19 protein-coding genes are annotated in these 20351 nt (G+C 64.6%); 3 read left to right on the forward strand and 16 right to left on the reverse strand.

All coding sequences use genetic code 11. The features are described 5' to 3' along the window. Positions 1 to 8: 8 nt before the first annotated feature. Positions 9 to 1193 carry a restriction endonuclease subunit S gene (locus NUW87_RS01740; RefSeq protein ID WP_269026989.1) on the forward strand — a complete coding sequence of 395 codons (1185 nt, stop codon included), beginning with the start codon at positions 9 to 11 and terminating at the stop codon, positions 1191 to 1193. 15 nt (positions 1194 to 1208) lie between these two features. After that, the gene (locus NUW87_RS01745) at positions 1209 to 4388 is read left to right on the forward strand and encodes a type I restriction endonuclease subunit R, EcoR124 family (RefSeq protein ID WP_269026990.1); all 3180 of its coding nucleotides are present in this window, start codon (positions 1209 to 1211) and stop codon (positions 4386 to 4388) included. 415 nt (positions 4389 to 4803) lie between these two features. Here the strand turns inward: NUW87_RS01745 and NUW87_RS01750 are convergent, their stop codons facing one another. Genes NUW87_RS01750 through NUW87_RS01765 form a run of 4 tightly spaced genes read right to left on the reverse strand, consistent with a single transcriptional unit; the run spans position 4804 to position 8276 of the window. Further along, positions 4804 to 5694, reverse strand: a complete 891-nt coding sequence (locus NUW87_RS01750; protein WP_336296906.1) for a 3-hydroxyacyl-CoA dehydrogenase — start codon at positions 5692 to 5694, stop codon at positions 4804 to 4806. Between the two features lie 46 nt (positions 5695 to 5740). Beyond that, positions 5741 to 6277, reverse strand: a complete 537-nt coding sequence (locus NUW87_RS01755; protein ID WP_269026991.1) for a gamma carbonic anhydrase family protein — start codon at positions 6275 to 6277, stop codon at positions 5741 to 5743. A gap of 43 nt (positions 6278 to 6320) precedes the next feature. Beyond that, positions 6321 to 7286 carry a diacylglycerol/lipid kinase family protein gene (locus tag NUW87_RS01760; protein ID WP_269026992.1) on the reverse strand — a complete coding sequence of 322 codons (966 nt, stop codon included), beginning with the start codon at positions 7284 to 7286 and terminating at the stop codon, positions 6321 to 6323. 48 nt (positions 7287 to 7334) lie between these two features. Continuing rightward, a complete protein-coding gene (locus tag NUW87_RS01765; RefSeq protein ID WP_269026993.1) occupies positions 7335 to 8276 on the reverse strand; it encodes a CE1 family esterase in 942 nt (313 codons plus the stop codon). Positions 8277 to 8296: 20 nt separating this feature from the next. Here NUW87_RS01765 and NUW87_RS01770 point away from each other — a divergent pair, with 20 nt between their 5' ends. Next, positions 8297 to 9079, forward strand: a complete 783-nt coding sequence (locus NUW87_RS01770; protein ID WP_269026994.1) for a class I SAM-dependent methyltransferase — start codon at positions 8297 to 8299, stop codon at positions 9077 to 9079. On the opposite strand, the gene NUW87_RS01775 is transcribed toward NUW87_RS01770, so the two are convergent. From NUW87_RS01775 to steA, 12 genes are all read right to left on the reverse strand, one after another. Further along, entirely contained in the window at positions 9076 to 9789 is a 714-nt protein-coding gene (locus tag NUW87_RS01775) for a CE1 family esterase (RefSeq protein ID WP_269026995.1), read from the reverse strand. The two genes, NUW87_RS01770 and NUW87_RS01775, sit on opposite strands and share 4 nt — an antisense overlap. Positions 9790 to 9793: 4 nt before the next feature. Continuing rightward, a complete protein-coding gene (gene der, locus NUW87_RS01780; protein WP_269026996.1) occupies positions 9794 to 11437 on the reverse strand; it encodes a ribosome biogenesis GTPase Der in 1644 nt (547 codons plus the stop codon). Further along, complete coding sequence (gene cmk, locus NUW87_RS01785; RefSeq protein ID WP_269026997.1) at positions 11434 to 12135, reverse strand: (d)CMP kinase; 702 nt, start codon at positions 12133 to 12135, stop codon at positions 11434 to 11436. The genes der and cmk overlap by 4 nt, the downstream gene beginning before the upstream one ends. Beyond that, a complete protein-coding gene (locus NUW87_RS01790) occupies positions 12136 to 13065 on the reverse strand; it encodes a pseudouridine synthase (RefSeq protein ID WP_269026998.1) in 930 nt (309 codons plus the stop codon). A gap of 11 nt (positions 13066 to 13076) precedes the next feature. After that, a complete protein-coding gene (scpB, locus tag NUW87_RS01795) occupies positions 13077 to 13649 on the reverse strand; it encodes an SMC-Scp complex subunit ScpB (protein ID WP_269026999.1) in 573 nt (190 codons plus the stop codon). Between the two features lie 40 nt (positions 13650 to 13689). After that, a complete protein-coding gene (locus NUW87_RS01800) occupies positions 13690 to 14511 on the reverse strand; it encodes a segregation and condensation protein A (protein WP_269027000.1) in 822 nt (273 codons plus the stop codon). Then, positions 14511 to 15380, reverse strand: a complete 870-nt coding sequence (locus NUW87_RS01805; RefSeq protein WP_034999074.1) for a ParA family protein — start codon at positions 15378 to 15380, stop codon at positions 14511 to 14513. Before NUW87_RS01805 ends, NUW87_RS01800 begins: the two co-directional genes overlap by 1 nt. A 61-nt stretch (positions 15381 to 15441) precedes the next feature. Further along, the gene (locus NUW87_RS01810; RefSeq protein WP_269027001.1) at positions 15442 to 16575 is read right to left on the reverse strand and encodes a hypothetical protein; all 1134 of its coding nucleotides are present in this window, start codon (positions 16573 to 16575) and stop codon (positions 15442 to 15444) included. Between the two features lie 45 nt (positions 16576 to 16620). Further along, positions 16621 to 17541, reverse strand: a complete 921-nt coding sequence (gene xerD, locus NUW87_RS01815) for a site-specific tyrosine recombinase XerD (protein WP_269027002.1) — start codon at positions 17539 to 17541, stop codon at positions 16621 to 16623. Positions 17542 to 17544: 3 nt separating this feature from the next. After that, complete coding sequence (locus NUW87_RS01820) at positions 17545 to 18192, reverse strand: NUDIX domain-containing protein (RefSeq protein WP_239218976.1); 648 nt, start codon at positions 18190 to 18192, stop codon at positions 17545 to 17547. Between the two features lie 19 nt (positions 18193 to 18211). Next, positions 18212 to 19060: a copper transporter gene (locus tag NUW87_RS01825; RefSeq protein ID WP_239218978.1), complete on the reverse strand. Its 849-nt coding sequence runs from the start codon at positions 19058 to 19060 to the stop codon at positions 18212 to 18214. 14 nt (positions 19061 to 19074) lie between these two features. Beyond that, positions 19075 to 20307 carry a putative cytokinetic ring protein SteA gene (steA, locus tag NUW87_RS01830; RefSeq protein WP_269027003.1) on the reverse strand — a complete coding sequence of 411 codons (1233 nt, stop codon included), beginning with the start codon at positions 20305 to 20307 and terminating at the stop codon, positions 19075 to 19077. Positions 20308 to 20351: the final 44 nt, after the last annotated feature.

Raw genomic sequence — 20351 nt, forward strand, 5'->3', positions numbered from 1 at the left:
GGGAGCGCATGACTATCGGGGACGTGTTCAACGAGCGCGTCGAGTCGTTCCCCGAAGGGGAACTTCTGTCAGTAACGACCTCCTCGGGTATCAAGAGGTTCTCCGAGGTGGGAAGGCACGACACGTCCAACGCCGACAAGTCGAAATATCGCCGAGTTGAAATAGGAGATATTGCGTACAACTCCATGCGCATGTGGCAAGGCGCCAGTGGACGGTCGCCCTACCTTGGCATTGTGAGTCCCGCCTACACGGTTCTCGCACCCAAAGAAGGCGTATGTACGGGGTTCTTTGCGCGTTTGTTCAAAAACGAAGGCATGATTCAAACCTTTGAGAAGAACTCGCAGGGCCTCACGTCCGATACCTGGAACCTCAAGTTCCCAGCACTTAGTCGAATCGGGGTATCGGTTCCCGTGGTTGAGGAGCAGAAAACAATTTCTGGAGTATTCGACCACGTTGAACGGATGATTTCATCGGCTACCGGCCGTGTTCAATCTCTCACGTCCCTCAAGAAAACCATGCTTGTCAAGATGTTCCCGCAGGGCACGGCGAGCACGCCGGAGGTGCGGTTCGAGGGGTTCGAGGGTGATTGGGAACGGGCGGAGTTCGGGAACATTTTCACCCACCTACCGACGAACACTCTTTCTCGCGGGGACCTAACCCCCTCCGGCGATGGTGTCCTGAACGTCCACTACGGCGACGTCCTGGTCAAATTCGGAAACGTGCTCGATGTGAGCGGCGGTGGCGTCCCCGCAATATCGAATGTGGACGCGGAGAAGCGGTTGTCACCCGCGTCCTTCCTCCAAGACGGTGACGTCGTTATCGCCGATACCGCCGAGGACGACAGTGTCGGCAAGGTGACGGAGATTCTCGATGTCGGGAGCCGCAAGGTTGTTTCTGGGCTTCACACCTACGCTTGCCGCCCGTTGATTGACCTCGCACCCGGGTTCCTGGGGCAGACGCTCAACTCGCACCACTTCCACACGCAGGTCGTCTTGAAGTCGCAGGGGTCGAAGGTGACCTCGATTAACAAACCGGCACTCTCCACTACCGAGGTTCTTTACCCCTCCCTCCCCGAGCAGCAGGCCATCGGCTCGTACTTCCGCAGCCTCGACGCGCTCATCGACGCGGAGCAAAAGAAACTCGATACCCTGCGTAACCTCAGAATCGCACTGCTGACCCAGATGTTCGTGTAAGACCAAGGACAGACCATGACCACCCCTGCACCCGTGAAGTTCCGCAACGAGGCCGAGTTCGAGGACGCGGTCATCTTCAACCTCACCCACAAGTACGGGTGGTCACCGAACGTCCTCAACCGGCCCAGCGAGGCGGACCTCATTGCCAACTGGGCACGGATTGTGTTCGAGAACAACAACACCCCAGACCGGCTCAACGGCGTACCACTATCCGATGTCGAGGTCGAAACCCTCGTCCAGGAGATAGCGGCGCTGCACTCCCCCGCCGCCGTGCAACGCTGGCTCCAGGGACGTGAGGTTATTCTTCGGCGGAACAACCCTGCAGACGCGCTCAACCACGGGCGCGAGATTCCCTTGACCATCTTCTCCCCGTCCGAGGTAGGCGGCGGCGATTCGACATATCAGATAGCCCGCCAACCACGGTTCAACCGCAAAAACCCCATCTCGCGTGACCGCCGCGGCGACTTCACGCTGCTCATTTGGGGTCTGCCACTGATTCATGTTGAACTCAAAAACGAGTCTCACGACGTCTCCGAGGCCGCTGTCCAGGCACAGCGGTACGCCCGCGAGGGCGTGTGGAGCGGGTTCTTCAACCTCGTGCAGGTCTTTGTTGCAATGACCCCGACGGACATGCGGTATTTCGCCAATCCCGGCGACCCGGCAAAGTTCAACGACGACTTCTTCTTCATCTGGACCGACGAGGACAACGAGAGATACTCCGACTGGCAGGGGGTCACCCAGCATGTGCTCGGTATCCCTCCGGCGCACAGGCTTATCGGTGACTACCTCGTCGCCGATGGCGGTGACGGGGCGCTCAAAGTGCTGCGCCCGTACCAAGTGCATGCGGTCGAGTCGATTCTCTTAGCCCTGCGCAAAATTAACCGCGAGCACCGCGACTCGTGGACGAAGAACACCCACAAAGGCGGGTTCATCTGGCACACCACGGGGTCGGGAAAGACCATGACGTCCTTCACCGCCGCGCAACTTATCGCCCGCGAGCACCTCGCCGACAAGGTAGTGTTCGTCCTCGACCGTGTGGAACTGTCCGAGCAGTCCGAGATTGAGTACACAAATTTCGCGGGCGACATGGTCGAGTTGACCCGGCCTGCCAACTCCTACGAGTTGGTCCGCGACCTCAAGTCCAAGAGCGCCCCGCTTATCATCACGTCCCTGCACAAACTCGGAATCATCTCCGACCCGAAAGGTGACTTCAAAGACACCGACTTCACCGCGGTGGACAACAAGCGACTCGTGTTCGTTGTCGACGAGGCCCACCGAACGACCTTCGGCGAGATGTTTAGCGACCTGACCACCCGCTTTCCCCATGCGGTCTACTTCGGGTTCACCGGCACCCCGATTCGCAAGCAGAACGCTCGGAAAGACACCATCACCGCCGACCTGTTCGGCAATGAGTTGCACCGCTACTCCATCTACTACGGCCTGCGCGACGGCAACGTGCTGTCATTCCACACGGTTCCGGTGCCAACGTTCGACGACAACGACCTGCGCCACGCGGTCGCGCTGCGCAAAGCCGACGCGAAAGACATGAGCGAGGTCACCGCGGACGAGAAGCGGCTCAAGTTTTACAACACCTACATGGACGAAACGGCGGTCCCGTGGACGACCGTGCGCGACCCCGAGGGAAAGCGCGTGCTCGGTATCGAGCAGTTAGCGAAGACCTCGACGTGGGAAACCGGGGCACACCGCCAGACAGTTGTCGACTACATGCTCAAACACTGGGACCAGCACAGCAGCGGGCGTAAACTCCACGCGCTGTTCGCCACGAATTCCGTGTTGGAGGCCATCGACTACTACCGCCGGTTCAAATCCGACGGCAGGCTCCGCGTCACCGCCGTGTTCACCGACGCGAACCAGAACACCGCCGACGCGCTAGAGCGTGACGCGGGAATCGAGGAGATTCTCGCCGACTACAACGCCGCGTTCGGCACTACGTTCACCGTCTCGGACCACGCGGACTTCCGCTCCGACGCCGCCGATAGGCTCGCTCACCGCCGCGGCTACAAGCACGTCCCGAAGGACGAACAACTCGACCTCGTCATCGTTGTCGACCAACTCCTTACTGGATACGACTCGAAATACATCTCGACGCTCTACCTCGACAAGGTTCTCGACTACGCCGCGCTGGTCCAGGCGTTTTCGCGCACGAATCGCGTGTTCAACCACCTGTTGAAGCCGTTTGGCACCATCGTGTACTTCCGCCAGGTCCACACGATGAAACTCAACATCGAGCAAGCGTTCGACCTGTATGCGGGACGTGACTCGCTTGCGGTGTTTGTCGACCCGCTGCCCACCACCATCGCCGCCGCAAACGAACAGGCCGGGGTTATTGCCAGCGTCTTTACCAACGCGGGTATTGCTGATTACTCGCGCCTGCCGGACGACCCGACCGCGCGCAAGAAGTTTGCGAGCGCCTACGCGGAACTCACTCGGCGTATCGAGTCGGCGCGTATCCAGGGGTTCGAGTGGGACATGGACACGCTTACCGACGACGAAGGCAACGTCATCGAGGTCGGGCTGACCAAGGACGAGTACGACACCTGGACGCAGCGGTACGCCGAATTGGCCGAGGAGGCCGAGCGCAACCCGGAGACCGAAGGTATCCCGCTCGATTTGGAGGCGATGGCGCGGGCTCGCACCGCGCAGGTCATCGACGCCGAGTACCTCGATGAGAGGTTCCGACTGTGGCGTGAGGCGGTGGCACAACCGCAAGCGCCACAAGAAGAACGCGACGACCTGATGGAGCAACTGCGCCGCGAGTACGCGAAGTTGCCCGCCGAGGACCAGGAGGCGGCAGACCAGATTATCCAGGACGTGATGATGGGTGTCATCGACGCGGCGACCGACACCCGCAGCCTGCGCGAACTTATCGAACTCTACAAGGCCCGCAAGCAGGACAGCCACGTCGAGCAACTGCTCTCCGCTACCGCACTCGACCGCTCACTCGTCGAGGAGACACTCACCCTGGTCGACGGCACCATGACCCCGATTCGTGCCTACGGACGCTTTGACCGTCTCCAAAGCGGGGTGGACATGGACGTGTTCGGCGGCTGGTTGGCCGACCACGGCGTTGAGGTCTCCACGTTCGAGTGCTACGACCTCGCGGACCGGTTGCTCACGGACTACTTCACCCGCGGCGGGTTCGACTTAGAAACCTGGGAGCTGCTGGGTAAATAGCACGAGGTTGGGGCCGTGACGACAGCCGCCGTGTGTCAGCCTGGTGCCTGCGGCGGGTTGGACCTCCACTTACCTTCGACCCGACGGGCTCGCGGGTCAGTGAGACTGTTCCTCGCTCACGCGGGGTTGAGCCCGGCAATTTCGGTACCGTAGCGATTCCCGAAAGAATACCGCGCAACCCGGGCCACGACCTCGGCGGTGCTTGTTCGCTGTCCGTATGAGAGTCATTACCAGAGCGCGGGCAGACTAACCTTTCAGGCAAGCCGAGTGTTGAGGAAACACACAGAATATGAGCGCAAACCGATGGGGGCAAGCAGCGGGTTAGGGACAGGTATCTAGGTGGGTTTGCCGAATGTTTTTACCCTTGGGGCCGCGGCGATAAACGCCAAGCTCCAGGGTTATTTGCGACTGTAGGTTAGGACACGATCTTGCCGTTCGCGTCGTACGTGTAGAAGCCCTGCCCAGCCTCCAGGCCAATCCTGTCTTCTGCGACCATCGGCTTGAGCGTCGTCTCAAGGAAGTCCTTCTGCCACTGCGGGGCGTTTTCGTTGGACTCGATCACGGCGACCAAGGTGCGCACGCCGATAAGGTCCATGATCTCGAACGGACCGCGCGGCGAGCCGGTGGAGTTGCACCAGTCGCGGTCGATGTCCGCGGGTTCAGCGATGTCGTGGTGCAGCAGGTACATGCCAGCACTGAGCAGCGGCACCAGCAGCGTGTTCAGGACGTAGCCGGGCTGCTCCCGCTTGAGCGGGACCGGCACCATGTTGATCTGCTCCGCAAACTCCACGAGCTGATCCACATACTTCGGGGCGGTGCCCTCGTGCGGCATCACCTCGGCGGTGTTCTGGATCCAGATGTGGTTGGCAAAGTGCAGTGCCAAGAAGCGCTCCGGCGCACCCGTCGCGTCCGCGAACTTGCTCGGCATGAGCGTGGACGTGTTGGTGGCAAAGACGGTAGTCTCCGGGGCGTACTGCCCCACTTCGGCCCAGACCTTGCGCTTGAGCTCGAGGTTTTCCGGGATAGCCTCGATGACCAGGTCCGCGTTCGCTACCGCCTCCTTGAGGTCCGAGGTCTGGGTGAGGTTTTCGTGCGCCGCCGCGATGGTTTCGTCGTTGGCGGATTCGAGCTCTGCCTTCATTTGCTCGCCGATGGCGTCGAAACGCTGTTTGCCGGCCGCGAGGGCCTCCTCGTTAATGTCGTAGGACACTACCTTCTTGCCCGCGAACGCAGAGCAGAAAGCGATCTGCGCGCCCAGTACACCTGCACCAAGCACTGTTACGTTATTGAATGTCATACCAGTCACGCTACTCCTGAAAATGTGACTTCAGCGGCAGTTCTAGTGTGAAGTTTTACGCAAGCGACGCCCGGTCCACCGCCACGAGACCAGTCGCTGCCCGCCGTCCCAGCCCCACGTAGTACGCCGCGTGCCTCAACCGCGCCTCAAAGGTGTCCGGCTCGAGTGTGCGCTTGACCTTTGCCGGCACACCGGCGGCAAGAGAGAACTCCGGCAACTGCTGGCCTTCGAGCACCACTGCCCCGCCACCGACGATGCTGCCCTTGCCCACGCGCGAGCGCGACAGCACCGTCGCGCTCATGCCGATCAGGCAGCCGGGTTCGATGTGGCAGCCGTGCACCATTGCCAAGTGGCCGATGGTCACATCGTCTTCCAGCACCGTCTTACCCTCCGTGTCCACGTGCAACACCGAGCCGTCCTGGACGTTGACGCGGTTGCCGATGCGGATCGCGCCCACGTCGCCGCGAATGACCACGCCTGGCCAGATGTTCGCGTCTTCGCCGATGCTCACGTCGCCGATGATGGTGGCCTCATCGGCGATAAACGCCGAAGGGTGGATCCGCGGGGTTTTGCCCTCAAAGCTGTAGATCATGCACACCATTGTGCCTGTCCGCCAAAGCGACGGCAGAAGGTTTTCAGCACACCACGCGCAGGGTGCCCGGCATCACGTCGAAGGTGACAGCGCTGACGGCACCGGCGGCATCGCCGTCTAGCTCGAGCTGCTCGGGCTCCGAAAACTCGAGCGTGATTCGGCGGCCCTCGAGGTACTCCATGGTCGGCGGCAACGACGCTAGCGGCCGCGGTTGCGCCTCGCTGGGCAACAGCGCGTTGATGCCGCCGCGGACGGTGTCCAGCGCGAGCTTGCCGCCGATGCCCGCCCAGTCGGCGACGTCTTCGGCACGCAGTACCACAGCGTCGAGAACCCCGTCGTCAGGCAGCGCGTCCGGCAACAGCGGGATCCCGCCGACGAGGTCGCTGCAGTTGCCGACGATGCACGTGTGCAAGGAGGTGGTGACCGTGGGGTCGCCATCAAGCGTGATGTCCACGTCTACGCTATTGCCGCCGCCGAGCGATTGGAACACGGCCGGAACGTACGCCAGCGGCCCGACCGCAGCCTTGAGGCTGTCGCGGGTGCGGTGAATCATGCCCGCGTCCACTCCGACACCGGCCATGACGGCGAAGCCGGAGTGCTCAGTGCGGCCGTCGGGGTAGACCATCTCGGCGCGGCAGAGGTCGATGAGCCGGTCGGTGCCGGAAAACGCCCGGTGCACCGCCGCTTCCAGCACAAGCGGCACCCCCAGGTTGCGCGCGAGCATGTTGCCTGTGCCCGCCGGCACGATCGCCATGGGAGTTTTGGAACCGGACACGGCCAGCGCGACCATGCGCACCGTGCCGTCACCACCAGCGGCGATGATCAAGTCGGCGCCGTGCTCGAGCGCTCGGACGGCCTGGGAAAACCCGGGCCCCTCCGCGGTCGTTGCTGCCCACTCGATATCCGCACCCTCCCAGGCGTAGCGCTCCACGGCGCGGCGCAGCCGTCCCAGGTGGACTTTGACGGGGTTGAACACCACTGTCACCCGAGAACTAGACGCGACATTCACGCGACTCATCGTAGCGGTGCCTGGGCACAACCGCGTCGCACCGCGCGGCTACGACAACCCGACGCCGAAAAATTCCAGCAGCGTGCGCGCGGCAAACCCGTCGGACACCAGGCCAGTCTTGTCGGAGGTGCCGCCGGGCCACACGTGCGGCCCGCCCTCAATGCGGTAGTGCGACAGCGCGGCATCGCAGTCCTCCCAGCTCAGCTTCGTCACCGTGGGCGACAGCGCAACGTCTTCCCTACGACCCGCGCAGTGGTTGCGCACCGCCGCTTCCTCGAGCATCTCGGGTGTGGAGTTGTACACCGTCTCGTGTCGCTCGCCGCCGTCGTAGGAGATGATCGGGTCGGCGGTACCGTGGATGTCCACGTGCTTCATCGGGATACTGGAGCACCCGGAGGAAACGCGCTGGTAAAACGCGCCAGCCACAGTGGCCACGCCGCTGAACTCCTGCGGTCGCTGGCAGCCCACAAACGCCGCGAACCCGCCGCCGTTGGAAAAACCGGCGGCGAAGATGCGGGTGCGGTCGATGGAGTATTCGCCCTCCACCTGACCCAGCACATCGTCGACGAACGCGAGGTCCTGCTCTCCGGTCGTTTCCGCGTACGGGGCAGGCGCCCAGGCTTTGCCCACGCCGTCCATGAACGCCACGATGGCGTCCGCCTTGTCCAGCTGCGAGTGCTGGCGGATCCGCTCCGCGTCTTCCATGTAGCCGTGGAACACCAGGATCAGCGGCAGCCTGTCGCGCTGCTTCGCACCCCTCGGCACCGACAGGATGTAGCCGCGCTTGAGCCCGGCGGACGTCATCTGCCGGTGTTCTATCGCCGGGTCGGACCACGGCTCCACTTCACGCACGACGTCCTGGGGAGGATCCGGCTGCGTGGTTATCGCCGTGCGCAGCCGTGCCGTATCCCCCACGCACCCTGCGACGCTAAAACAGGTGACGGCCAAGCCGATGGCGGCCACGGCGCGGGTCATTTGGCGGAGAAACACGCAAGGTAGATTAGACCATTGTGCACGCGAGCAGAACACAGCCAGGCCCCAGCAGGAAAGCTGGCCCCACGTTCAGAAACTCCGCGCACCGCAGCGGCGCCGCCGAGGCGTTCACCCGCGACGCAACTCGCTACGACGCCGCCCGCCCCACCTACCCCGACGCGCTAGGTAAGCTCGTCGGCCCCGGCACTGTCTGCGACATAGGCGCAGGTACCGGCAAGTTCACACAATTGCTTTGCGACGATTCACGTTCCGTGTTCGCCTGCGATCCCAGCGGAGACATGACCCGCGTGTTTCGCACAGTGCTTCCCCAGGTGCCCGTGTGGCGCGCCACCGCCGAGGCGACCGGCCTGGTGGATAACGCGGTCGACGCGTTGACGTGCGCGCAAACCTGGCACTGGGTAGACGTACACGCGGCTAGCGCGGAGGCTGACCGCGTCATCCGTCCCGGCGGGCGCCTCGTGCTGTGCTGGAACACCCTGGCCGTGCGCCACCCCTGGGTGCTGAGGCTCAGCCGCATCATGCATTCCGGAGACGTACAGCGCGAGGGCTTCTATCCGGAGGTTGCCTCCCCTTGGCAGCTGACAGACGAGCTGCGCCAGGAGTGGCTCCACCCCATCGCCGTCGAGGACTGCTTCGAGCTCATGGCTACCCGCTCCTACTGGCTGAAAGCGAACGAGCGCACTCGCGCCAAGATGGAGGCGAACCTCGCCTGGTACCTCTACGAGCGCCTCGGCTTCGACCCCGGCGACAGCATCCCGCTGCCGTACCGCACCGACGCGTTCGTCTACGAGCGCGCCTAGCTGGCGCGGTCGAATTCCAGACCGAAGAACTCAACAATCGCCTTGGTGGCGTCCACGCCGCGCCGGGCGGCCCACGGCCCAGTGGGCCACTCGTGGCCCATGCCCTCCACCGCAATCAGTTCGGCGCGGGCGCGGTCGCCGTTGCGGCGCTCAAACGCCGCCACCACGTCGGGTGCGCCAAAGGTGGTGTCGTCTTCTCCCCCGCTGTACGGGGAGCGCTGCTCGCCGGCAAACGGCACCACGTCGTCGAAGGTGCCGTGAATGTTCAAGTAATCCAGCGGCTGCGCTCTCGCAGCCAGCTCGTCTGGGGTTGCACGCACGGCCGCTGCAACAGTGGCGACGCCAGCCAGGTCGAGGTCGGTCAGGCTCAGGTGCACCGCCAGTCCCCCACCGTTGGAAAAGCCGACAAGATAGGTGTTGGTGGTGGCGAAGGTGGACCGGAGGTCGTCGATAAGCGCACGCACAAACGCCGCATCCTCATCGAAGGTGGTGCGGGCGTACGGCGCAGGCGACCATGCAAGGCCCGCACCCGTCGGCGCGGCGACGATGGCACGCGCCCGGTGCAGGCCCGTGCCGGCGAGGAAATCGCGGCCATTGTCGCCCTTGCCGTGCAGCGCGACGATCACCGGCAGCGCGCCAGCGTCACCTGCGGGAACGCTGACGTGGTAGCTGCGCTCCACGCCACCAACGTCGAGTGTGCGCTGCCGCATAGGCCTAACCCTTCTTGCCGCGCCGCTCGCGCACGCGCACCGCGATGCGCACCGGGGTGCCGTGGTAGCCGAACTGCTCGCGGAACTTGCGCTCCAGGTAACGGCGGTACCCGCCGTCGAGGAACCCGGTGGTAAACAGCACGATTGTCGGCGGACGGGTGCTGGCCATGGTGGCAAACAGCAGCTTGGGCAGGCGGTTGTTCTTCATCGGCGGAGGGTTCGCCGCAATCGCCTCGCGCAGCCAATTGTTCAGCTGGCCGGTGGAGATGCGCTTATCCCAGTTCTCTAGCGCCTCCTTCATCGCCGGCTCTAGACGGTGGAGGCCGCGGCCGGTGTCGGCGGAGATGTTGAGCTTAGTCACCCACTTAAGCTGGCCCATCGTCTCGTCGAATTCGCGGTCGAAGTCGTAGCGGCGGTCCTCGTCCATCAGGTCCCACTTGTTAAAGCAGATGACCATCGCCTTGCCTGCTTCTAACACCATGGAGATCACCCGCTGGTCCTGCTCAGAGATCTCCTCCGAGGCGTCGATGAGCACGACGCACACCTCAGCGGCCTCGATGGTGCCGCGGGTGCGAAGCGACGCGTAGTACTCGTGGCCCTGGGCGTTTTTGACCTTTTTGCGCAGGCCGGCGGTGTCGATGAAGGTCCACAGGTCCTCATCCAGCTTTACTAGCTCATCCACCGGGTCCACGGTGGTGCCGGCAACGTTGTCCACCACTGAGCGGTTGGACTTAGTCAGCTTGTTCAGCAGGCTGGACTTGCCCACGTTAGGCCGGCCCACCAGCGCCACTCGGCGCGGGCCGCCGGTGATGGATTCCTTCACCCGCGGCTCGTCCGGGAACAGACGCATGATCTCGTCCAGCACATCCGCTCCGCCGCGGCCGTGCAGTGCGGAGACCGGCCACGGGTCGCCCAAGCCGAGCGCGTAGAACTCGGCCACGTCGCCCCACTGGCTGTCTGACTCGAACTTGTTCGCCACCAGAATCACGGGAACCTCGGAGCGCTGCAGGTTGCGGGCCATCACCGCGTCCGTCTCCGTGATCGCGGTTTTCGCGTCTACGACCATGACGATGACATCGGAGGTGGCCATCGCGGCCTCGGCCTGGCGGGCGATCGCGGCGTGGATCCCCTTCGCGTCCGGGTCCCAGCCGCCGGTGTCCTGCACCCAGAAGCGGCGCCCGCCCCAGTCGGTGATGTAGCTGACACGGTCGCGCGTGACGCCCGGGTGGTCCTCCACCACGGCCTCGCGGCGGCCGATAAAGCGGTTGACCAGCGAGGACTTGCCCACGTTCGGGCGGCCCACGATGGAAACCGTCGGCAGCGCCTCGGTAACCACGTCAGGCTGGGCGATGCCGTACTCCGCCTCGAGCTCGGCCCACTCCTCCTCGGTCAGCTCGTCATCGGAGTCGTAGCCCTCGCCAAAGTCTGCCTCGCCGAACTCGGACTCGTCGATGCCGGCGTCCTCGAAGCCCTGCAGGTCCTCCTCCGCGTTGAAGTCCTTGTTCTCGTAGTACTCGGCGCTATCGGCGCCGACCACGTAGGCGTCCACGTCGGTGTAGCCGGAACGGTCGATGCCGGGCTGGATGAACTGCGTCTCCGGCTCGAGGTGCTCGTCGTTGGAACGGGGGTTGTTGTTGCGCTCGCTCATCGTGCGCTCCTTTCCACGACCTCGGTCAGTGCCGCCAGGACCTCTTCCGGGGTCATCTCGGAGGTGTCCACAAGCACCGCGTCGTCCGCGGGCTTGAGCGGGCTGGTCGCGCGCGAGGAATCTGCCTCGTCGCGGCGTTGCACGTCCGCAAGCACCGCGTCGAAGTCCGCCTCGCGCCCCGCCGCAACGTCCTGGTCGTAGCGACGCTTCGCGCGCACCTCCGCACTCGCCGTCATGAACACCTTCGCGGGTGCATCCGGCAACACAACGGTGCCGATGTCGCGGCCCTCCACGATCGCGCGCCCGGACTCGCGGGCGAGCTTGCGCTGCAACTCCACCAGGTTCACGCGAACCTCGGGAATGGCGGAGACAGCGGAGACGTGCTTGGTCACCTCGGCGCCGCGGATTTCCGCCTTGACGTCCTCGCCAGCAAAGAGCACCTCGGTGGAATCCGGATCGTCGGAGACCTCCAACGGCAGGTCCGCGGTCGTCTCAACTACCTTTGCCGTGTCGGCCGGGTCAACTCCCGCGCGCAGCACAGCCAAGGTGGCAACGCGGTACATCGCCCCGGTGTCCACGTACTTCGCGTCCAGGCGTTTCGCCAGCGCGCGGCACATGGTGGACTTGCCGGTGCCCGAAGGCCCGTCCACAGCCACGATGAGCCCGCCGTTTTCCATATTGGAAAGTGTGTCAGTCATTTACATCTCCACCGCCTTGTACAGCGACGCCAGCTCAGAAGAGTTCAGCGCGCGCATGGAGCCCGGCTTCATGTCGCCGAGCTGTACCGTGTGGAACTTCGTGCGAACGAGGCGCTGCACCGGGAACCCGGCATGTTTCAGCATGCGACGCACAATGTGCTTGCGGCCTTCGTGCAGCTCCACGCGGATGATGGACTGGCCGTTGTGCACGTCCACGATTTGCGCGTAGTCCACCTTCGCGGGTCCGTCGTCAAGCTCGATGCCCTCCTTGAGCTGCTTGACCACCGCATTGTTGGCCTCGCCGAGCACCGTGGCCAAGTACGTCTTGGCCACCTCGTACTTCGGGTGCGTCAGGCGGTTGGCCATCTCGCCGTCGTTGGTGAGCAGCAGCAGGCCCTCGGTGTCCGCATCGAGGCGGCCAACGTGGAACAGGCGCTGACCGGACGCGGTGCGCTCCGCCAGGTAGGAGCCCACGGAGATGCGGTCCATCTCGTCCTTCATGGTCGAGTGCACGCCGCGGGGTTTGTTGAAGACGAAGTACTCGTGCTCCTCGTTGACGTTGATGCGCGCGCCGTCGACGCGGATGATATCCACGTTCGGGTTCACGCGCATGCCCTGGCGCATCACGATTTCGCCGTTAACCTCGACGCGGCCCTGCTCGATCATCGCTTCTGCGTGACGACGGGAAGCTACGCCCGCTTGCGCGAGCACCTTCTGCAGTCGAACGCCTTCAGCCGCGGCCTTCGCCGCTGCTGGGTCTTCGTCCCACCAGTTATCGTCCAGCGGGTTGGGTTGATTCTTCGCGGCGTTTTGGCGCCTCTTGTTCAGGCGGACATTCTGTTTCTTAGCCGGCTTGGCGTAGGAGATGTAGAACGTATCGTCCTTCCCACGCTTATCCGGTGTGCCATCTCGGCGAGCGGGTGGTGTCATGCCCCGGGAGTTTACCAGGCATCCTCGATGGAATCGATGTCCGGAAGCAGCGGCGCAAGCTCCGGCAGGCGCTCCAAGGAATCGATGCCTAAAAGCTCCAAAAACAGCTCGGTGGTGACGTAGCGGTGCGCGCCGTGATCCGGCACGTCCTCCCCGGCCTCGCCCGGGTCCACCTCGGCGATCAGGCCTCGCAGTGCGAGCGTGCGCATCACGCCGTCCACGTTCACGCCGCGCACGCCCGCGACCTGCGCGCGGGTGACCGGCTGACGGTAGGCCACCACCGCGAGTGTTTCCATCGCCGCGCGAGACAACTTCTTTTGCGTGCCGTCCAGCAGGAACGCCTCGACCGCGTCGGCGTTGTCGGTGCGGGTGTAGAGGCGCCAGCCCTCCGCGGTTTCGCGCAGGTCCATGCCGGAGCGGCGCTCGTCCAGCTCGCGGGCGAATTCGCGCAGCAGGTCGGATACTTCCTCGTTCGTCGCGCCGAGCGCACTTGCCAGCTGCTCCACCGCAACAGGCGCGTCGATGACCAGCAGCACCGACTCAATGCGGGAGCGCAGCTGGGAGACCATGGGCAAGCTATCCATGATTCGGCAGTGTATCGGGTACCGTGTGCCGGCCCGACGCTTACGTCCAGTTCGAGGCGGCAACGACCGCTGGGTCCACCTCAAGCCCGGTCCAGGACACGTCCAGGCGTCCCAGCGCTTCCGGCTGCTCCGTCTCCACGGCCTTGGCCTTGTACAGCTCCAACAGTGCCAGGAACCTGCCCACCACCTCCATGGAACGGGTGCAATCGCGCGTGAGCGCCGCAAACGTCAGCCAGGAGCCGGTACCCGCCAGTTTCAGCGTGTCCAGGATCTTGCCCGCCTGTTCTGGCACAGACACCGCCTGTGCGTGCAGGTGGTCTGTGCGCACCTCCTCCGGCGGCCGGGGGCGGAACACGCTGGCGGCAAGCTCGGCGAAACTCGCAGCCGTGTGTCCGAGATCCACCGGCGGCAGCAGGTCCACGAACCTAGGCTCCATGGACACCGCGCGCGGGTAGCGCCGAAGCGCGAGTTTTTGCCACTCGGCGAACTGGTCGGCCACGCGTTGGTAGGCGCGGTACTGCAGCAGGCGGGCGAACAGCAGGTCGCGCGCCTCCAAAAGCTCGAGGTCCTCGATGTTTTCGCCGTCGTTTCCTGGAAGCAGGCGCGCGGTTTTCAGGTCCAGCAGGGTCGCTGCGACGACGAGGAATTCGGTGACCTCATCCAGCGCCTCCGTCTCCCCGAGCGCGCGCGTATACGCGATGAACTCGTCGGTCACCTCTGCCAACGCCACCTCTGTCACGTCCAGCTTCTTCGACTGGATCAGCGTGAGCAGCAGGTCGAACGGCCCCTCGAAGTTCTGCAGAGCCAGGGTAAACCCGGTGATCTCCGGCTGGGGGTACGGATCGGGCGCTGCCGCCGCCACTAGCTGGTGCGCTCCAGCACCTCGAGCGCAAGGTTGCGGTACTGGTCCGCGCCCTGGGAGTTCGGCGCCCAGGTGATGATCGGCTCGCCGGCCACAGACGTCTCCGGGAAGCGCACGGTGCGGGTGATCACGGTGTCAAAGACGCGCTCGCCGAAGACCTCCACCACCCGGTCCATCACCTCGCGGGCGTGGGTGGTGCGGCGGTCGAACATGGTCACCAGGATGCCCACAATGTCCAGGTCGAAGTTGATGCGGTCGCGCACCTTCTCCACCGTGTCCGTGAGCAGTGCCAAGCCGCGCAGGGAGAAGTACTCGCACTCCATTGGAATGATCACGCCGTGGGAGCAGGCAAGCGCGTTGACAGTGAGCAGGCCGAGGGACGGACCACAGTCGAGGATGATGAAGTCGTACTCGTTTCGCACCGGACGCAGGGCGCGGGCGAGCGTGTGCTCGCGACCAACCTCGTTGACCAGCTGGATCTCCGCCGCCGAAAGGTCAATGTTGGCGGGCACCACATCCAGGCCGGAGACGTTGGTCGTGTTAATCGCGGCGTGAATGCTTGCGGTGTTGTCGAACAACAGGTCATAGACGGTGACCTGCTCCTCTTCGTATGAAACGCCGAGCCCCGCTGAAAGCGCGCCCTGCGGGTCCAGGTCCACGAGAAGCACCTTGCGGCCCTGTTCCGCCAGGCAGGCGCCGAGGTTGATCGTCGAGGTGGTTTTGCCCACGCCACCCTTCTGGTTGACCATGGAGATCACCGTGGCGGGCCCGTGTTTGTCCAGCTCCTTCGGCTGGGCAAATTCGCGCCACGGCCGCCCGGTCAGAAACGTCTTCTGGTCCGCAGCGTCAAACAGCGCCTCGTCCGCCATGGCCGGTCCTTCCCTCAATCACGTCCAAACCCTTGACTTCCGCCATCTTACAACGTTGTCATTACGCCTGCGCGCGCCTCCGGCGCAGGAACACAATCAACACCGCGATTGCTGCCAGCAACGCAGCTCCAGCGATCGCAAGGGGCACAACATCGCTTAACGACGACGTCCCGTCAACCCCACGACCTTGACCATCCTGGTTCGCGTAGCTGCCGTACTGATTGTCCCCGTTGCTGTCGCCGGCCTGCTCCACAGGAACGTTGGTCGAGGTGATCACCGCGACGAAATCCGCCTTGCCGTCGCGCACCATTTCCATGATGAACGGGTTGTCCGGCGTCTCCCCCTCCGGATAGGTCAGGGTGATCGTGCGTTTGCCCTTATCAATCTCGCGCTTCACGCCCTCAATGACCTGTCCGTTGACGTCCAGGTACCGCAGCGTGGCGCCCTCCGTGTCGTAGCTGGCGTACTTCATCAGGTCCTTGACGCGGCTCAGCGGCACCTTCACCACGATCGTGTTGTCCCGAATTTCGCCATCGAAGTACAGCTTGGTCGCGGCAGCATCGTCAGCGGGCTCCGCCTTGGATCGCGACGGGCGCGACACCGCCGGGGCGCTGCCGCCCCCTCCGTTATCTTCTGTGCTGGACTCGCCGGGCTGGCCACCTTGGCCGTCTTTGCCGTCGCTGGCCCCGCCGCCGGAGCTGCCGGCATCACCCTCCCCGCCGGAAGCGCCACCTTCAGCCTCACCATCCGCGGCCTCGCCGGCAGCAGCGGCACCGGCGCCTCCCCCGCTGGTACCACCGGACTCGCCGGAGTCCCCGCCGACATCCGCGGAGCCATCGTCGACAGCGACCAGGTTCACCGTCGCCGAGTAGCCGCCCGCGCTAGCCGGCACCGCCGCCGTAGCACCCGGCTGGTTCGGTGCGCTCACGGTCACAGACGTGCCCGAGGACGTTACCGTCCATCCACCCGAGGAGTAGTTCACGTCCACCGGAACGCCCACGTCCACGGTCGTGCTCTCGCCCGCCGGAACAGAAATCTCCCCGGGGATCATGGACTGCACCTCCTCCGGGCTCATGCCCTCTGGAAGCTGCGCGTGCGCCACCGGAGCGATCGGAGCCGCTAGAAGTAGCGCGGCAGGCGCGGCGAGAAGCGCAGCGCGGCGCGTGGTGCGCGATGTAGAAGATGCGGGTCGCATAGATAGTTCTCCCGTTAATTGTGTGGGTCAATCAAGCAGCCGAGTCTACGCACGTGGGTGCGTACTGCGCCAAACTTCGCGCAGGTTATCGGCTGTGATGTGGGTGTAAATCTGCGTGGTGGTCACTGAGGCGTGCCCGAGGAGTTCCTGAACGCTTCGCACGTCCGCCCCGCCTTCCAGCAGGTGCGTGGCAAACGAATGCCGCAGGGTGTGCGGCGAGATGTCCTTCTCAATCCCCGCCCGGGCTGCCGCAGCCTTGATCGCGTTCCACGCGCTTTGGCGGGACAACGCTCCCCCGCGCTTGTTTAGCAACAGCGCGTGCGAGGTCCCGTTGGCAAACGCCGGACGCCCGCGCACCAAGTACGCCTCTAGCGCTTCCTGCGCCTTTGATCCCAGCGGCACCAAACGTTGCTTGTTGCCCTTGCCGGTCACCGCGAGCACGCCGCCGTACTCGCCGTCCAAGGCGGCGCTGGCGTCGTCGACGCTTAAGCCCAACACTTCCGAGACACGGGCGCCGGTGGCGTAGAGCGTCTCCAGTAGTGCTTTGTCGCGCAGGCCGGATGGGGTTTCGGTCGGGCATGCGTCGAGAAGCTTGGCCACCTCTTCGATGCTTAAGGTGTCTGGCAGCCGCTCGCCGGTCCGAGGCGGCGAGACCTCAGCGGCCGCGTCAGCTGGCAGGACGCCCTCGTCCACACCGAACTTGTGCAGACCGCGCGCGACGGTCAGCGCGCGCCCCGTCGAAGACGCGGCCAGGGGCTTCGCCCCGTCCACGCCCCGGCGCAGGTCCGCGACGTACGCTTCGATGTCGGCGGCGCTGACCTGACTCAAATCCGTTTTGCCTGCCGCGGCCAGCCACGCGGTGTAGCGGTGCACATCGCGGGTGTAGTTGCTCAGCGTGTGGGGTGACACGCCCCTTTCGACGGCAAGATGCGTCAGCCAGCGCTTCGCCAGCGCCTCCGCGTCCACCGGCTAGACCCGTTTCATGTCCGGCACGATGCCTTCTTCCGCGCGGCGGCTGGCCAACGAAGTCGGGCGCAGGTGAAACGGCTCGTTGACTGACCTGGGATTTTCAGCCCGGGCCACCAAACGCGCGGCGGCGAGGATGCCGGAGACCGCAATCGAGTTGACCACTTCGCCGCGTAGCGCCTTATCGGCGGCCTCCTCCAGGTCCACCCACGCAAAGCCCATGTCGGCTTCCTCGTTTTCGGCCTCGGGACGTTCCACTTCGTGCAGGCCCCGGGCAATGAACACCCGCACTGCTTCCTCCGCGAACCCTGGGGAGGTGACTAAGTCCACCAGCACGCCCCACTCGTCCGCAGCCAGGCCCGCCTCCTCCTGCAGCTCGCGCTTCGCGCAGGTCAGCTCGTCCTCCGCGTGCATGTCCAACAGCCCGGCGGGTAGCTCCAGCAGGCGCTCACCCACGCTGTGGCGATACTGCTCCACCAGCGCCACGCGTCCCTGATCGTCCAACGCGACCACGGCGACGGCGCCGAAGTGCTCCACAATCTCGCGCGCAGCCTCGTTGCCTCCCGGCATAACTACCTGGTCGCGGCGCACCGCGATAATTGGCGCGTCAAGGACGACTTCGGATCCAGTGACAGTGAATTCGTGGCTCATGGGCACAAGCCTACGAGCCTTAAGCCCCGCCGCCACCACTGGACACTGCGAGCACGGACTTGATGCGCCCAGCTTCCGCGTCCACGCCGCCGACAGTCTTTACCCCGCTGATGGCATCGGGCTCTGCACCCTGGGAAGCCAGGGCGGTCTTGCCCTCTGCCCCGAGCGCCTTGGCAAAGTCGCCGATGACCTGTGCGCTGAAGTCGCTGCTACGCGCTGGCCCGTCCACGATCACCACCGCGCCGGCGGGCACGATGGAACCGCTGAATTCGATAAACCCGGCCTGCTGCAGCGAATCCAGCACAAGCGTGCGGTCATCCGGCAAAGTTTTGGATTCCCCGGAAGTGCCGTCGTCGAACAGCACGGTCGCGAGAGACTGTCCTGCGTGAAGTCCCGGGGAGCGGTCCTCCACCGACAGCTTCGCACCCGAGGGCAGCGTGTTTGCGACGATGCTTGACAGCTCGTCCGCGCCTGCCTGGTCGGAGAAACGCTCCGTCAGTGTCAGCTCGCCGGAGTCGGACGCTCCGGCGGCGTTGAGCAGCCAGCGCACGGACTCGACATCTTCCGAGTCCGCCGCGGCCGTGCGCACGATGGTCACCGGCACGTCCTTCAGCGCACCAGAGACGATGGAGCCGGATTCCTGCGCCAACAGGTCGTTCGCCTCCTCTGCTCGCGCCTGTGCCGCCTCGAATTCCGCGTCGTCTACAGCGGGCTTCGCGGCGGCGTCAGCCTTGTACTGGGAGAAGCCGAGGTCCACCTTTCCCGGCATCGCTGGTGCCAGCACTAAAGCGCCCAGCGCAATTCCGAGCGCTGCGCCCCATCCCAGGCCAGCTGCGATGAGGCCTACCCTGCCTTGAGTCTTTGCCATCAGACACTGCCCTCCTAGTTAGTCCAGCCGTCGAACCAGCCGCGCACCGTCAGCGCGATGGTGTTCCAGGTGTCTACGAGGTTGTCGGCGAAGTTGCCGTCGCCGCCCAGCCCGGCAATCAGGATCGCCACCGCGGCGGCGACCAGTACGCCGAGGATCGCCCACGCCCATGCCACACCTGCGCTGGATTCGACAGCGTACAGGTTGGTAATCACGGAGGAATCCACGATTTTGCGCCCCGCCTTCAGCCGCGCGAGCAGCGCCGCCGGTTCCGTGGCCGGGGTGCCCGCGGTGGTAGCGGAATCCGCGAAGATACGGTCCAGTTCCACCGGCTGGCCCACGGTGACGATCATCTCGGCGTCGTGGAACGTCGCCAGCAAAATCGCAAGGTCCGTCGGGGAATCCGTCGCAGCTGGGAACGTCATGGCCCCCACGCCCAGATCCTGAATGCGTTCCAAACCAGACGCGTAGCCGTCCGGCTCCGCGGGCAGGATCACTTTCGCGTCCGAGCGCAGGTTCTCAGACGCCACGTCCTTCGGGTCGCCCACGATGATGTCCGGCGCGTAGCCCATGGACGCAAGCGTGTCCGCGGCGGCACCAACGCCGATGACAACCGGCGTGTATTCCTGCATGAAGTTCTTCAGCTCCTCCATGCGCTGGCGAGTGTCGGGAGCCGGCGAGACAACCAACACCTTGCGCTCTGTCATGATGTCGCCGAGTTCCGGGGCGCCGACGCCGTCGATAAGCAGCGCCGCCTCCGAGTGGATGAACTCGATGGTGTTGCCGAAGTAAGCCTCCATGTTCTCCACCAGACCGCGCTGAGCCTGGGAGAACGTGGCGTCCACCTCGGTGCGGGTCACCGGCTGCGCTTGGCCGGCAACCTTGCGCCCCACGGTGATCTGGCCGGTCGGCGAGACAGTAGCTTTCTTGCCGTCGCGGATCTTCCCGCGCAGGTCCGTGCCAGCTGCCTCGAACAGTGGCACGCCGGCGTCGAGAAGCAAGTGCGGGCCGAACGTGGGCAGCGTGCCAGTGGAGTATGGCGCGAGGTTGACCACCGCCGCGGGGCGACGCGCGATGATCTGTTCAGCCAGGCGGCGCTGCATGTCGGGTGCGTCCACGAATACGATGTCGCCCTCGCTAAGCTTGCCCAGTCCCTTGCCCTGCGGGGAGCAGTCGCGCAAGGTGCCGCGCAGCTCGGACGCGGGCGGTTCCTTGGTCGGTTCTTGAGCGGAGGGTGCAACAGTCATGCGCACCATTGTGCAACGATGACCTGCCTGAACCGGGGAGGCGC

The sequence above is a fragment of the Corynebacterium pilbarense genome, from assembly GCF_026930265.1.
In the GTDB taxonomy this organism is placed as follows: Bacteria; Actinomycetota; Actinomycetes; order Mycobacteriales; family Mycobacteriaceae; genus Corynebacterium; species Corynebacterium pilbarense.